Annotated in this window: 13 protein-coding genes; 5 read left to right on the top strand and 8 right to left on the bottom strand. The window is 68.2% G+C overall.

All coding sequences use genetic code 11. The features are described 5' to 3' along the window. Positions 1–112 precede the first annotated feature (112 nt). Complete coding sequence (locus tag MLP_RS06030; protein ID WP_013862134.1) at positions 113–904, bottom strand: response regulator; 792 nt, start codon at positions 902–904, stop codon at positions 113–115. Next, entirely contained in the window at positions 901–2,277 is a 1,377-nt protein-coding gene (locus MLP_RS06025) for an ATP-binding protein (protein ID WP_013862133.1), read from the bottom strand. Before MLP_RS06025 ends, MLP_RS06030 begins: the two co-directional genes overlap by 4 nt. Before the next feature lie 327 nt (positions 2,278–2,604). Between MLP_RS06025 and MLP_RS06020 the strand changes: the two genes are divergently transcribed. The 3 genes from MLP_RS06020 to MLP_RS29200 all read left to right on the top strand — a co-directional run bounded on the left by MLP_RS06020 (position 2,605) and on the right by MLP_RS29200 (position 5,025). Continuing rightward, positions 2,605–4,014, top strand: coding sequence for a PspC domain-containing protein (locus MLP_RS06020; protein ID WP_041789775.1), 1,410 nt, complete (start codon positions 2,605–2,607; stop codon positions 4,012–4,014). After that, on the top strand, positions 4,011–4,190 hold the full coding sequence (locus tag MLP_RS27885) for a hypothetical protein (RefSeq protein WP_013862130.1): 180 nt from the start codon (positions 4,011–4,013) through the stop codon (positions 4,188–4,190). Before MLP_RS06020 ends, MLP_RS27885 begins: the two co-directional genes overlap by 4 nt. A gap of 112 nt (positions 4,191–4,302) precedes the next feature. Next, on the top strand, positions 4,303–5,025 hold the full coding sequence (locus tag MLP_RS29200; RefSeq protein WP_013862129.1) for a PspC domain-containing protein: 723 nt from the start codon (positions 4,303–4,305) through the stop codon (positions 5,023–5,025). A 109-nt stretch (positions 5,026–5,134) separates the two neighbouring features. On the opposite strand, the gene MLP_RS06010 is transcribed toward MLP_RS29200, so the two are convergent. Together MLP_RS06010 and guaA are read right to left on the bottom strand one after the other, a co-directional pair. Beyond that, entirely contained in the window at positions 5,135–5,914 is a 780-nt protein-coding gene (locus tag MLP_RS06010; RefSeq protein WP_013862128.1) for a sugar phosphate isomerase/epimerase family protein, read from the bottom strand. A 9-nt stretch (positions 5,915–5,923) separates the two neighbouring features. Further along, a complete protein-coding gene (gene guaA, locus MLP_RS06005; RefSeq protein ID WP_041791420.1) occupies positions 5,924–7,480 on the bottom strand; it encodes a glutamine-hydrolyzing GMP synthase in 1,557 nt (518 codons plus the stop codon). A 149-nt stretch (positions 7,481–7,629) separates the two neighbouring features. Here guaA and MLP_RS06000 point away from each other — a divergent pair, with 149 nt between their 5' ends. Continuing rightward, the gene (locus tag MLP_RS06000; RefSeq protein ID WP_013862126.1) at positions 7,630–7,902 is read left to right on the top strand and encodes a DUF4235 domain-containing protein; all 273 of its coding nucleotides are present in this window, start codon (positions 7,630–7,632) and stop codon (positions 7,900–7,902) included. Here MLP_RS06000 and ilvD read toward each other — a convergent pair. Further along, a complete protein-coding gene (gene ilvD / locus MLP_RS05995) occupies positions 7,899–9,788 on the bottom strand; it encodes a dihydroxy-acid dehydratase (protein ID WP_013862125.1) in 1,890 nt (629 codons plus the stop codon). The two genes, MLP_RS06000 and ilvD, sit on opposite strands and share 4 nt — an antisense overlap. 90 nt (positions 9,789–9,878) lie before the next feature. Between ilvD and MLP_RS05990 the strand changes: the two genes are divergently transcribed. Further along, a complete protein-coding gene (locus tag MLP_RS05990; RefSeq protein WP_013862124.1) occupies positions 9,879–10,682 on the top strand; it encodes a helix-turn-helix transcriptional regulator in 804 nt (267 codons plus the stop codon). Between the two features lie 70 nt (positions 10,683–10,752). On the opposite strand, the gene MLP_RS05985 is transcribed toward MLP_RS05990, so the two are convergent. The 3 genes from MLP_RS05985 to MLP_RS05975 all read right to left on the bottom strand — a co-directional run bounded on the left by MLP_RS05985 (position 10,753) and on the right by MLP_RS05975 (position 14,785). Further along, complete coding sequence (locus MLP_RS05985; protein ID WP_013862123.1) at positions 10,753–11,262, bottom strand: GNAT family N-acetyltransferase; 510 nt, start codon at positions 11,260–11,262, stop codon at positions 10,753–10,755. 35 nt (positions 11,263–11,297) lie between these two features. Beyond that, positions 11,298–13,031, bottom strand: coding sequence for an alpha/beta hydrolase (locus tag MLP_RS05980; protein WP_049804469.1), 1,734 nt, complete (start codon positions 13,029–13,031; stop codon positions 11,298–11,300). Between the two features lie 170 nt (positions 13,032–13,201). Further along, entirely contained in the window at positions 13,202–14,785 is a 1,584-nt protein-coding gene (locus tag MLP_RS05975; protein ID WP_013862121.1) for a succinic semialdehyde dehydrogenase, read from the bottom strand. Between the last annotated feature and the right edge of the window lie 9 nt (positions 14,786–14,794).

Below are 14,794 nucleotides of genomic sequence, written 5' to 3'. Positions count from 1 at the left end.
TTCTTGTCCGCCAGCTGGCCAGGGCACACACGAGAAGTAGCTTCTGGTGCCAAATCCTGGCCGGATCGGAACCACACGCTACTTCTCGGGCGCAGTTGTCGGTGTCCGAGCGCTACACCAGGCGGCGGTCGGTGGCCCAGCGGGTGAGCTGGTGCCGGTTGGAGAGCTGGAGCTTGCGCAGCACGCTGCTGACGTGGGTCTCGACGGTCTTGATCGAGATGAACAGCTCCTTGGCGACTTCCTTGTACGCATAGCCGCGGGCGATCAGGCGGAGCACCTCGCGCTCGCGCTGGGAGAGCCGGTCCAGGTCCTCGTCCACCGTCGACAGGTCGATCGAGCCGGAGAAGGCGTCCAGCACGAAGCCGGCCAGCCGCGGCGAGAACACCGCATCGCCCTCCGACACCCGGCGGATGGCATCGACGAGCTCATCGCCGTTGATGGACTTGGTCACATAGCCCCGGGCCCCGGCCCGGATCACGCCGATCACGTCCTCGGCGGCGTCGGAGACCGACAGTGCGAGGAACTTCTGGTCGGCATCCTTGGCATGCACCCGGCGGAGCACCTCGATGCCGCCACCGCCGGGCAGGTGGACGTCCAGCAGCACCACGTCGGGATGGCTCTGGCCGATCACGGCGACCGCGCTGTCCACATCGGCGGCCTCCCCCACCACGATGACCCGCTGACCGATCTCGGCCTTCACCCCGCTGCGGAACATCGCGTGATCATCGACGACCACGACCTTGATCAGTGCTGCCGTCGACCCGGCACCGGCCAACCCCGGCGTCACTCCCGGTCGGCCGGGTACGTTGCCGGTCGCCCGGCCAGGCACGGCTGGTGGTGGGGGCGGCATCGCGCCCGGCGTGCCCGCGTTGCGCTGCGCCTGTGGGCCACGTTGGTCAGTCATCGGTTGATCTCCAGTCTCACTTCGGTGCCCTCCCCCGGCGCAGTACGGATCCTCGCTGATCCGCCGTGCCGGGACATTCTGTCGATGATGCTGTGCTTCACGCCGAGGCGGTCATCGTCCACCCCGTCGAGATCGAACCCGGCGCCGCGATCCCGCACGAAGACCTCGACAGTGTTCTCGTCGACCTCGGCGTAGACATCGATCTTGCCGGCCCCGGAATGTTTGGCCGCATTAACCAGCGCCTCGCGGGCGGCCCGGACCAGGGCGACCAGTGACTCCGTCACCTCACAGTCGCCGACCACGACGACCTCGATCGGCACCCCGCGTTCGTCCTCGACCTCGGCTGCTGCGGTCGTCAGGGCCGCCTTGAGCGTCTTATCGGCATGCTGCTCGCCGTACAGCCAGCCGCGCAGCTCCCGCTCCTGGCGCCTGGCCAGCTGTTGCACCGCCTTCGGGTCGTCGGCCTGCCGTTGGATGAGCGCCAGCGTCTGCAGCACCGAGTCGTGCAGGTGCGCAGCCATGTCGGCTCGAGCATCGGCAACCACCTTCTCCGCACGCGCCTCACTGAGCGCCGTCCTCGACCGATAGAGCCAGGGCGCCAGCACCACGGCGAGGCCGGCGAGGACCAGGACGGTCATGGCCGTTACCTCCGGCAGTTGCTTGATCAGGTTCTGCTGCGCGATCACCATGCCGAACGCGACAGCCACCAAGCCGAGGCCCACCACCACGCGGAGCACCGCCGGCAATCCACCGCGACCGGCGAGTGGAGCCAGCCGGGAGCGCCTGCCACCGGCGGACGACTGCTGTTGGCTCAGATCAGCCTGCCGCCACACCAGCGCCGCACCAGCACACGCGAAGGCGACCGGAAAGAACAGCCAGCCACTGATCCCCCAGCCGGTGAACTGCACCAGCCACAGCAGCCCGATCGCGAGCGCGCCCAAGGCAAGCAGCGGCCCCCAGTCGACGCGCCGCGGCGGGCGGACAGCCGTCCGCAGCCCCGTCCGGCTGGCGGCCGCCAACCCCGGCGCACTCTCCTCCTGCTCCGGCGGCAACAGCAGCCACAGGGCTCCGTACGCGATCACACCCAGGAACTGGACTGCCAGCAGGCCGACGAAGCCGATCCGGATCACCAGCACGGGCCAGCCGAGATGGCGCGCCAGGCCGGTGCAGACCCCACCCAAGATCGCGCCATCCACGATCCTGGTAGCTCGTCGTCGGATCGGCTTCTGCTCGGACTCGCCGGCCGAGGGCCGGCTGATCTCAGGTCGATCCGCCTCCGGTCGATCAGCTTCCGACTGCGCCGCTTCATCGGGCACGGCCTCGGAGTGGGCAGGGTCAAGCGAACGCTGCGCTCCGAAGCCAGTGGTCGACATGATTCCTCTACCTTCACACTACGCGGGGACACACGTCAGCAGGGGTTCCCCCCACCGGACCCCCGGGTCCCAGGAGGGTGGTGTCGAACGGCGGCCGTAGCGAGCAGGTGCCCGGGTGCGTGCCGGACGTCGGTGCGAAGCGCCGCCTCCGGCGGCAGGCCTCGGAGGAGTCGGATAGCGGGGTTCTATCCGCGACGACGGCAACGCAGTCCGGTGGAGCTCGGGTGCCGCGCAGTAGGTCGTCGTTCGACACCGCCCTCCTAGGATCAGGACAACTGGGGGTGGTCCCTGATGGGCTGAGTGGCCGTGGGCGGCAAAGATGGGCGCATGAGTTCGGTGTGGTCGATCCGGCGCAGCACCTCCGACAAGAAGCTCGCCGGGGTCTGCAGTGGCGTCGCCCGTCATTGGAACGTGGATCCTCTCCTGGTGCGCGTCGGCTGGGTGCTGCTCGCCTTCAGCGGTGGTGTCGGCGTCGTGCTGTACATCGCAGCCTGGCTGCTGGTCCCAGCGGATGGCGCGACCTCCTCGTTGATGGACGAGTGGACCAAGGGCCAGACTCGCGACTGGCCCCGGGAGGCGTGGGTGATCATCGTCGTGGTCGCCAGTCTGGTTACTTTCGCGATCTTCAGTTCGACCACCTCGATCGGTTTCGGACCGGCGGTCGTGCTCGCTTTGATCTGGTACTTCGGCTACTACAAGACGCGGGCCAAGCGGTCGGCTCCCCCGCCCCCGCCGTACGGAGTGCCGCCCGGCTACGGACAGCCGACCAAGCCTGACGCATTGGGCACCCCGCCGCCTCAGGAGCCCTTCCGCTATCCAGGGCCGGCGACGCCGTTCACACAAGCCGCCGAAGCGTGGCAGCAGCGGGTCGAGGATATGCGGCGCAGCTCCGCTGGCCAGCCCCCGCGCCAGCCACCGACGACAGCGGTTCCACCGACCGCGCCGGCCGGTGCCGGCGGATCCACCTGGCAGACCTATCCGTACCATTCCGGCCCGTCCCCGGTTCAGGATCCGACCAGTCCGGAGGTCCTCGAGGCTGCGGCTCGCGCCAACTTCCTCGCCACCCCCGATCCGGTCGGGCTCTATACGCCGGCCGCACCGGTCAAGGCCGCCTCGGCACCGAGTCGGCGTACGGCAGCGCGCTCGTTGTCGGCTCGACGGCTGCGGCTGGTGGGACTGATCGTGCTCGGGCTGACCCTGCTGGGACTGGCGATCGCTGATGCGCTCGGCGTGCCGGTCACGCCGGTGATCCATCTGTCCGCGGCACTGCTGGTCGTCGGGCTCACCCTGATCGCAGCAACCTGGTTCGGCCGGGCTCGCGGGATCCTGCCGGTGGGCCTGCTGTTGCTCATCGCGGTGCTCGGCACGTCTGTCGGTCAGCCGGCAGGTCCGTTCCTGCACGATTTCAGCTACACCAGCCTCAGCCAGCTTGCCGCCGAACCGGTGGCGGTCCAGCACGGACTGGTCAACGTGGATTTGACGCGAGTCGACGTGACGAGCGACGCCACGTTCCATGCCGAGCTGGGTCGCGGTGCCATGGAGATCAAGGTGCCCGCCAACACGAATCTCGTGTTGGACTATCGGATCGGCAACGGGGTCGTGATGGACAACGACGACACCGTGGTGACCGGCAGCAACAAGAGTGGAGTGGCGACGTTGCGTCAGGTCTCCGACAGCGCGCCGACCCTCACCCTCGACGTCGACGTCGACGCTGGCATCGTGTCGGTGAAGCGATGAAACGTCGAGACAGCGTGGCCCTGATCTTCGGCTTGCTGCTGAGCGCCGTCGCGGTGGGATCCCTGTGGTTCTCCGTCACCGGGGTGCTGGACTGGGACGTGCTCAAGCTCGCCATCCCCATCGGTCTGGTCGTGATCGGTATCGCCGGTCTGCTCGTGTCCCGGGCCGGCGAGTGAGCTGCCACATGATCCAGCTCAGCCGCCTCCGGCCACCGCAACGCCATCCACACCCGGCTCATCACCAACAGCTCATCACCAACAGGCTCATCATCAACCAGAGAGGCATCTCATGAGCAGCCCCTATCCGCCCCAGCCGCGTCGCTTGATGCGTGACCCGAGCAACAAGGTCATCGGCGGCGTCTGCTCCGGGGTAGCGAAATACCTGAACATGGACGTCAACCTGGTCCGCGTTCTGACCGTCATCATCTCGCTGTTCACCGGAGTGCCGATCGTGCTCTATCTGATCGCACTGTTCGTGCTGCCGGAGGAGGGGGCACAGCCGCCGCAACCACCGCACGTGAACGGCCCGCAGGCCGGCAACTACGGCACACAGGCCGGCTACGGGCAGCCCTGGCAGCAGCAGACCTACGGCCAGCCGGCCCCCGCACCAGCTCCGGCGCCGGGCCCGACCCCGACGCCGGCACCAGGCCCCGATCCGGTCTGGGGCGCCGGCGGAGCCCCCTGGGAACAGCCGCAGGCGCCAGCCCCAGCTCCGGCCGCACAGCCGCCGGCCTGGCCCGAGCCGGCCACCGCCATGCCCGAGCAGCCGCCGGCCGAGGCCCCGAGCCCCGAGCCGCTGCCGGAGACCGAGGTCGTCAGGGCAGCCGCCGAGGAGACCTCGACCTGGGAGTCCGCGCCCGCCGAGCCCGTGACTGCCGAGTCCGTGAACGCCGAGCCTGTGACCGCCGAGCCTATGACCGCCGAGGCTGAGACGGCCGAGGCTGAGACCGAGGTGCCCGGAGCCGACGTACCCAAGGAGGGCGCTGCCGAAGAGGACAAGCCACAGGCCTGATCCCAAACTCGCCACCCACCGGCGCACCATCAACGAAGTCGCCCGGGTTTCGGGTTGTCGCTCTACCTGCAGGTAGAGCGACAACACCGAACCCGAGCGACTTCTGGGTTCAGGCCCAGATGCTACGGAGGAAGTCGGCGCTGGCGGCGATATCACTGTCGCTGAGTTGATGCATGACCTCGACCGAGAGCGTCTCGTCGTAGTCGATGGAGGCCAACTGCCGGGCCAACTCAGCGAAGTCGTACGACCCAGCGCCAGGCCGCTGCCGGCCTGAATCGGCGACCTGCACATGGAGGATCCAGTCCCCGTAGCTGCCGATCTCGGCCAGCGGCGTCCCCTCCTCCTCGAGATGGTAGGAGTCGATGGCGACCCGGACGGCATCGTGGTTCACCGCAGCCGCATACCCGACCGCCTCCGACAGGGTGCGGACGATGTTGGCTTCCTTGATGTTCTGCGGCTCGATGCCGACGACGCAGCCTGATCCGTCGAAGGCCTCGGCCGTCCAGCTGAACGCTTGGAGCAACTGGTGCCGGGCGCGATCCCGGTCCCAACCGTCGGGGACGTTCCGGGCCCACGCGGCACCGAAGACGGCTTTGCGCGCACCCACTGCGTGGCAGAGCTCCGCGGCAAGCGACAGGTACGTCCGAACGCTGGCCCGGTCCACGTCCGGTCCGGTCAGCGGGAGCCCTCGTGGCAGGAACGACTGGGCCACCAGGCAGGGCAGCGGCAACGATCGGAGAACCGACACCGCCGCCTCGTGGCCGCCCTCCAACAGACCAAGTGGAGCCAACGGGAACTCGAGGAAGTCGAATCCCGCGCGTGCCGCGACCTCACAGCTGCGTGGCAGCGTGACCAGAGTGTCCAGCGGCACGGCGTAGCCCAATCTCATGGCCGTGCGTCACTCCCATTCGATGGTGCCCGGTGGCTTGCTGGTGATGTCGACCACGACACGGTTCACCTCGCGGACCTCGTTGGTGATCCGGGTGCTGATGCGCTCCAACAGGTCGTACGGCAGCCGGCCCCAGTCGGCGGTCATCGCATCCTCGCTGGTCACCGGACGAAGCACGATCGGGTGCCCGTACGTCCGGCCGTCACCCTGCACGCCGACCGAGCGGACATCGGCCAGCAGCACCACCGGGAACTGCCAGATGTCGCGGTCCAGACCGGCGGCGGTCAGCTCGGCCCGGGCGATGGCGTCGGCCTCTCGGAGGATGGCCAGCCGGTCCGCGGTGACCTCGCCGATGATTCGGATCGCCAGGCCGGGGCCGGGGAACGGCTGCCGCCAGACCATCTCCGCAGGCAGGCCCAGCTGCTCGCCGACCGCGCGGACCTCGTCCTTGAACAAGGTACGCAGCGGCTCGACCAGGGCGAACTGCAGATCGTCCGGCAGTCCGCCGACATTGTGGTGGCTCTTGATATTGGCTGCGCCCTCGCCGCCGCCGGACTCGACGACGTCGGGATAGAGGGTGCCCTGGACCAGGAAGTCGACCTGACCGGACTCGCCCACTATCTCGCGCGCCGCTCGTTCGAAGCAGCGGATGAACTCCCGGCCGATGATCTTTCGCTTGCTCTCCGGGTCGCTCACCCCGGCCAGCTCGCCGAGGAACTCCGCGGCGGCGTCGACCACCTTGAGCGAGACCCCGGTCGCCGCGACGAAGTCGGTCTCGACCTGTTCGGCCTCACCCTTGCGCAGCAATCCGTGGTCGACGAACACGCAGGTCAGCTGATCGCCGACCGCACGCTGCACCAGAGCAGCGGCGACGGCAGAGTCCACCCCACCCGAGAGCCCGCAGATCACCTGGCCGTCGCCGACCTGCTGCCGGATCGCGGCAATCGAGTCGTCGACGATGTTGGCCGGCGTCCAGTCGGGCCGGCAGCCGGCGATGTCATACAGGAACCGCTCCAGCACCTGCTGACCGGCCTGGGAGTGCAGCACCTCCGGATGCCATTGCACGCCGGCGAGCCCTCCCGCTACGTTCTCGAAGGCGGCGATCGGTGCCCCGGCGGTGCTGGCCAGCGCGGTGAAGCCGACCGGCGAGGCAGCCACCGAGTCGCCGTGACTCATCCACACATTGAGCGTCTCCGGCAGACCAGCCAGCAGCGTGCCTTGGGTAGCGATCGTGGTCTCGGTCCGGCCGAACTCGCTGAGTCCGGTCTGGGCGACCTCGCCGCCCAAGGCCCGGGCCATGGCCTGGAACCCGTAGCAGATGCCGAAGGCGGGCAGCCCCGTCGAGAACAGCGCCGGGTCGACCTGAGGCGCCTCCGGTGCGTAGACCGACTGCGGGCCACCGGAGAGGATGATCGCCGTCGGCCGCTTGGCGAGGATGTCGGCCACACTCGCCGTGTGCGGCATGATCTCGGAGAAGACCCGTGCCTCACGTACGCGGCGCGCGATCAGCTGGGCGTACTGAGCGCCGAAGTCGATCACCACCACCAGGTTGTGTCGACGCTCCATCTCCGCCTCGGTCACGTTGAGTTGTCCTTCCGCCATCCTGGTGAGGGCCCGAGTCTAGTGGTTGCCACCGGCGACGTTGCCCGCCTGCACTGCGCCGGTTGGCCGACCTGGTTGGATGGGGTGCACCGACCCGAGAGAGGTGAACGTCCATGGCGGACATGGCGAAAATGGCGTACCGGCCGATCGGTCTCGCGGCCAGCCTGGGCTCTGCGGCGCTCGCCGGCAAGCTGGTGGCGGCGATCTGGAAGAAGGTCGCCCACGAGGACGACACCCCCGGCGCCCTGGACCCGCAGTACTCCATGGGCAAGGTGCTCGCCTTCGCACTCTTCCAGGCCGGGGTGTTCGCGATCGTCCAGGTCCTGATCGATCGCGGTGGCGCCAGGCTGTTCGAGAAGGTCACCGGCGCCTGGCCGGGCGACTAATTGCGTACGCCCTGCGTCCGCAGCGCTCGTTCCACGGTCTCCAGATCGCGGACGGCACCGCGATCGGCCGAGGTCGCCATCGCCGCGTAGACGCGCAGCGCCGGTGACACGGTCCGCCGGCGGTCTCGCGGCCGGCAGCCGCCGGAGTCCATCAGGCGGGCGCGACGCTTCTCCAGCTCGGTTGCATCCACCTGCAGCACGAGCGACCGGGCAGGGATGTCGATCTCCACGACGTCGCCATCCTCGACGAGGGCGATCGTGCCGCCGGCTGCCGCCTCGGGCGAGACATGACCGATGGACAGGCCGGAGGTGCCTCCCGAGAAACGCCCGTCGGTGATGAGCGCGCACTGCTTGCCAAGGCCACGCCCCTTGAGGAACGAGGTCGGGTGGAGCATCTCCTGCATACCCGGCCCACCCTTCGGACCCTCATAGCGGATGACGACCACGTCGCCCGGCTGCACCTGTTTCCCGAGGATCTTGGCGACCGCTTCCTCCTGCGACTCACACACGACTGCCGGACCGGAGAAGGTCCAGATCGAGGGGTCCACGCCGGCGGTCTTCACCACCGCGCCGTCGAGGGCGAGGTTGCCACGCAGCACTGCCAGGCCGCCGTCGACGGAGTAGGCATGTGCGGCGTCGCGGATGCAGCCGTGCGCAGCATCCTCGTCCAACGTAGCCCAGCGCTCGGACTGGGAGAACGCGGTCGAGGAGCGCACCCCACCGGGCGCGGCATGCCAGAGCTCTCTGGCCGTGTCCGAGGCCCGGCCACCACGGACATCCCACTCATCGAGCCAGCGGGTAAGAGAATCGGCGTGGATCGCGTGCACGCCCTCGTCGAGCAGGTCGGCGCGGTGCAGCTCGCCCAGGATCGCCGGAATGCCGCCCGCGCGGTGGACGTCCTCCAGGTAGTACATCCGCCCATGAGCCGCGTTGGGAGCGACCTTGGCGAGGCAGGGCACTCGCCGGGAGATGGCGTCGATCTCGTCCAGACCGAAGCCGATCTCGGCCTCGTGTGCTGCGGCGAGCAGATGCAGGATCGTGTTGGTCGAACCGCCCATGGCGATGTCGAGTGCCATGGCGTTGCCGAACGCGGCCGGCGTGGCAATGCTGCGCGGCAGCACCGAGGCGTCGTCCTCGTCGTAGTAGCGATCGGCGAGCCGGACCACCGTCTCACCAGCCTGCTCATAGAGGGCCCGGCGCGCTGTGTGCGTCGCCAACACCGAACCGTTCCCGGGCAGGGCCAGACCGATGGCCTCGGTGAGGCAGTTCATCGAGTTCGCGGTGAACATGCCGGAGCAGGAGCCACAGGTCGGACAGGCGGCCTCCTCGATGAGGGCGATGTCGGCGTCGGAAATCGTGTCGTTGGCGGCTTCGGAGATTGCGTCGATGAGATCGAGAGTGCGTACAGTGCCGCCCACGAGCGTCGTGCGCCCGGACTCCATGGGGCCGCCGGAGACGAAGACCGTCGGGATGTTCAGCCGCAGGGCAGCCATCAGCATGCCAGGCGTGATCTTGTCGCAGTTGGAGATACAGACGAGCGCGTCGGCCCGATGGGCGTTCACCATGTACTCGACCGAGTCCGCGATGAGGTCTCGCGAAGGCAGCGAGTAGAGCATGCCCTCGTGCCCCATCGCGATGCCGTCGTCGACGGCGATCGTGTTGAACTCACGGGGGATGCCGCCCGCCGCCGTGATCGCCGCAGAGACGATCCTGCCCACCGGCTGCAGATGGGTGTGACCGGGGACGAACTCGGTGAAGCTGTTCGCGACGGCGATGATCGGCTTCCCGAAGTCGGCCGCGTCGACACCGGCCGCCCGCAGCAACGCGCGGGCTCCGGCCATGTTGCGGCCATGTGTGACGGTGCGGGAACGCAGCGGCGTGGACATGCATCCACCGTGCCCGTCCGCTCCCGGATCCGGAAGACGGCCTCAGTACTAGTAGTCAGAGCACTAGTGTCGAGGCGCTACGGTCACTGCGTGACCAGCGACCAGGAGAGACGCAAAGAGCTCGGGGCGCTGCTGCGTGCGCGCCGGGAACAGGTCGACCGGGCCGACTACGGACTCCCGCCCGGCACCCGTGGACGTAGGAAAGGGCTGCGTCGCGAAGAGGTCTCCTACCTCTCCGGGGTGAGCGTGACCTGGTACACCTGGCTCGAGCAGGGACGCGACATCAACCCGTCACGTCAGGTGCTGGACGCGATCGCGCGCTGCTTGCGGCTGACGGTTCCCGAGCACAACTACCTGCTTGGCCTCGCCGGCCTTGTCCCGGCCCCTCCCGGAGCGGAATCAGCGGTCCAAACGGCGCCCGCGCACGTCCAGCGGTTTCTCGATGCCTTGGCGGGGCATCCCGCCTATGCGCTCGCGCCGGACTGGGGAATCACCGGCTGGAACCGAGCCTACGAGGCGCTCTATCCCAACGTCGCGAGTGCCTCGCCCGAGCAACGCAATCTGCTCTGGCTCGTCTTCACCGACCCCGGCGTACGCGACCTGCTGGACGACTGGGAGGTCACCAGCCGCCGTTTCCTCGCCGAGTTCCGAGCCGAGGCTGGTCCGCGTCTTGGCGATCCCCGTTACCTCGACCTGATCGCCCGACTCATCGAGACCAGTCCCGAGTTCCGCGCCGGCTGGCAGGACCACGACATCCGCGGCTTCCAGTCCCGGGAGCGGATCTTCCATCATCCCCGGGCCGGTCGGCTGGTCTTCGAACAGCACCAGCTGCGGCCCTCCGACCGGCCGGACATTCAACTGGTCGTCTACACGCCGATCGAGAGCCCGTCGTGAGCAACCGTGAGCGATGCGCGGCTGGTGCCCTAGCTCAGGCACGTTTGGAACTGGGCCGGGACGCGCGCGGTCACAGCCTGCGCCGCATGCCGATCTCGTCGAGTTCTACATCAGGCACCGAGTGATCCAGCTGCTCGCGGCCGTCACGCGACCAGCCGTGTCGTTCATAGAACGCGATCGCCCGTTGGTTCGTGCGCAGCACCCAGAGGATGACGTCGGCATATCCCTGCTCCCGCAGCACCTCCAGGCCAGCCTCATGCAGCAGATGGCCTACTCCCGCGCCGGTGTGGCGAGGATGCAGATAGATCGCGTACAGCGTCGCCGTCCCCGGCTCGGTGGGCATACCCGGCCCGACGGTGACGAACCCGATGATCTCCTCGGCCAGCTCGGCGACCAGCACCGAACCCGGCCACGGCTCGCTGAGCGCCTGCCGCCACCACGCACTGCGTGCAGCGGCACTCAGACCAGCCAGGTAGCCAGCCGGGAGCAGCCCCTCGTACGCCCAGCGCCAGGACGCGACGTGCAACGCACCGAGGGCCTCGGCGTCGTCACGCGTCGCCGGACGCAGGGTCACGCTCACCCGACCCAGGCTAAGGCCGCCCAGCTCCCAACTGGTCAGCTCAACGCGCGTTTGGCGACCTCGGCTCGCACAGCCTTGACCGCGGAGTTCTTGGCCTTGACCGCTGTCTTGACCGTGGAGCTGGCACCGGAGACCGGACCCGCCAGCGGGTAGACCTTCTTCTCGAACGGCAACGGGCCGGTGGTGCAGGTCGAGTCGGTCGTCGGCTTCCAGGCGGTGAACAAGAACTTGTCACCGAGCGAATCGACGCACTTCGACGGACCGTCGATGTAGAGGCCGTGCTGCCCCTCGTTGTCCACGCTCACCAGCACGGTTGTGCCGGCTGTCCGGCGATGTGCGGTCCGGGCACCCTCGTACGCTGTCGCCGGGTCGCCCTCGCCCTGGAACATCAAGATCTTGTTCGAGACTCCGGCAAGGTCGATGGTGCGGGTCTGCGGCTTGTACTTCCAGTAGGCGCACTGCGGAATGGTGTTGAGGTAGCCGAGGAACGGGTACTTCTTGGCATCCGCGTCGGCTCGCTTCAGCAGGGCGGTGAGGTTGCTGGAGTTGACGTTGTCGTTGCAGCGCACGATCGCCCCGGCCAGACCGACGGAGATGTCCTTCTGAGCCGATCCGGACACGGCCTTGGCGGAGCGCTGGACGGAGAACGGCGCCCCTGTCATCGGTCCCTTGACCCGCTTGGCGACGGTCTTGCGCGCCTTCGAGGACGACGGATGCTTCGCCAGATAGACGGCAGCCTCGATCACCGCGCCGGCCGGCTCGAATCCGGAGTCCAGCTCGATGTAGGCCGACACGGTGTAGTCCAGGTCCTCCGGACCGATGGCCGGTGTCTTGCCCTTCTTCAGGTCCTTCTTCGCCTGCGCAGCGAGCTTCTTGCGCGTCGCCTCGTACTTCTTCTTCACCGCACTGGCGCTCTTGCCCAGCCCGAACTCCGAGTGGTGCCGCGCCAGGTAGGGGAACAGCATCTTGTCCCGGCGCCGCTGGAAAGCCTTGGGGTCGAGGGTCTGGTTGGCATACATCGACGACGTCCAGTCCATGTTGGAGTCGAGGATGAACTTCCCGACGCGACTCGGGAAGGTGTCGGCATACCAGGCGCCCAGCCAGGTGCCGTAGGAGTAGCCGACGTAGTTCAGCTGATCGTAGGTCTTGCCGGCGTACTGGGCCATCAGCTGGCGGAGGAAGTCGAGGTCCCAGACGGTCTGCTGGGTGTTGATGTAGCGCGCATTCGGATCACCGCCGCAGGCCTCGCCGAACAGCTTGGCCTCGGCCACCTCCACCTTGTGGGTCGCCTTGTTGCGGACCCGACGGTCGGCGACCTTCGGCAGCTTGTTGTACTTCGCCGTGGTCGTCAGACACCGCACCCGGGTGCTGGCACCATAGCCGCGGGGATCGAAGCCGAGCAGGTCGTACTGCTGCGCCACCTGGGGCTTGGTCCAGCTCAGCTGCTCGGTCAGATAGCGGCCGGCCACTCCGGGGCCACCTGGGTTGGTGGTCAGCAGCTGCGCGTTCGGGTCATCGGACCTCAGATAGGCGATCGCGACTTGCAGATCGCCCTTGCCTGGGTTCTGCCAGTCCTTCGGGACTGCGATCGTTGCGCACCGAGAACCGACATCCCCGACGGTCGGACAGTCGCCCAACGTCACACCGCTGTTCTTGGCCAGGTAGGTCTCGACCGCGGCTTGCAGCGGGTCGGTGGCCTCGGCTGCGGCGACGTCGGAGGTCAGGATCGGCAGGGGTGCTGCCAGCGAAATGGCCACCGCGGCCAACACGGCCAACCAGCGACTCGATCGACGATGTGGCCGTGATCGATGATGTGGCATTGCGCTGTGAACCCTCCCGGTGGTGACCGCGCCCGAACATAGAACGCCTAAGCAGTGTTACTGCCGATCCCCATTTGACCAAACTCTCGGCGGGAATGCTGCCCAAGGCGAGAGCTCCGTCAGGCTCGGCCAAGCGACTTCAGGACTCGGAGCGCGACCGTCAGACCGGAGGCGAACGTCTGCGGAGACAGTCCATGGCTGGGGGCGATCGGGAGCAGCGACTGGGTGCCGACCACCTGTGGCTGGACGAACCGCAGCAGCCCTTCCGGCCCCTGCCGACGGCCCAACCCTGAGTTCTTCATGCCACCCATGGGCGCGTCGATGCTGCCGAAGGTGGCCGCGTATGCTTCGTTGACGTTCACCGTCCCGCATCGCAGCTGCGCCGCGACCCGACGGCCACGGACCGGGTCGCCGGTCCACACGCTGGCGTTCAGTCCGTACGCCGAGTCGTTGGCGCGCCGGACTGCCTCCGTCTCGTCGCGGACCGGATAGATGCTGACCACCGGTCCGAACGTCTCCTCGGCATAGCAGGCCATCTCTGCGGTGACTCCGGCCAGCACCGTCGGCTCATAGAACAGCGGGCCGAGATCGGGGCGCCGCCGTCCCCCGGTGAGCACCCGAGCGCCCTTGGCCCGCGCGTCGGCGACGTGGGACTCCACCCGCGCCAGCTGGTCGGCACTGATCAGGCTGCCCATCTCGTACTCGAAGTCCAGCGACCGGCCCAGCCGGACGGCGCGGGTCTTGGCGAGGAACGCGTCGGTGAACTCGCGCTGCAGCCGGTCGGCCACGAAGATCCGTTCGGCAGAGACGCACAGCTGTCCGGCGTTGCTGAAGCTGGCCCGCACCGCACCCGCAGCGGTCTGCTCGATGTCGGCATCGTCGAGGACCAGCAGCGGGTTCTTGCCGCCCAGTTCGAGTGAGCAGCCGATCAGCCGATCAGCGCACTGTCTGGCGACGATCCGGCCGGTCGCGGTCGACCCGGTGAAGCAGAGGTAGTCGACCTGGCCGATCAGCTCGGCCCCCACCCGCTCGCCCGCACCGTGGACCACCTGCCACAGCTCGGCCGGCATCCCCGCCTGCCGGAGCAGGTCGACGGCAGCGAGAGCCACGTACGGGGTCTGCAGGTCGGGCTTGAGCAGCAGCGCATTGCCCGCCACCAGGGCTGCCAGCCCGTCGGAGATGGTGGGGCTGAGCGGATAATTCCAGGGAGCGATGATGCCGACCAGTCCGCGGGGCAGATAGTGCTGATCGATCCGGGTGAGCAGCGGGAAGATGCCGCTGCGGCGTTGGTGGTGCAGCACCTCCCGCGCCGTCCGCGCGTAATAGCGGGCGGTCAGCGCGAGATGCAGGACTTCCTCGATCGCGACCAGCCGGGCCTTGCCACCTTCGTACTGCAGCAGGTCGGCCAATCGGTCCCGTTGATCGAGCACCGCGTCATGGAAGTCGAGCAAGACCCGTCTGCGCTCGTCGAGTGGGCGGGCTGCCCACTCCTGCTGAGCAGTTCGAGCGCGGTCCGCCGCCGCGGCGACATCACTGGGGGTGGAAGTGGGCAGTTCGGTGGCCAGGTCCTCGTCGTACGCCGAGCGCCACTGTCTGCTCGGACCGGTCGCCGCGAGCTGCGCGGCCAGCCGTGGACCGTCCCACGGCACCGCGTCCGGCGTTTCCACGGTTGCCAACCGGGTCCGGCCATCGAGCGTCGTCATATCCCCAGG

It is taken from the genome of Microlunatus phosphovorus NM-1 (genome assembly GCF_000270245.1).
GTDB lineage: Bacteria > Actinomycetota > Actinomycetes > Propionibacteriales > Propionibacteriaceae > Microlunatus > Microlunatus phosphovorus.
This window is presented reverse-complemented; position numbering and strand designations above follow the sequence as displayed.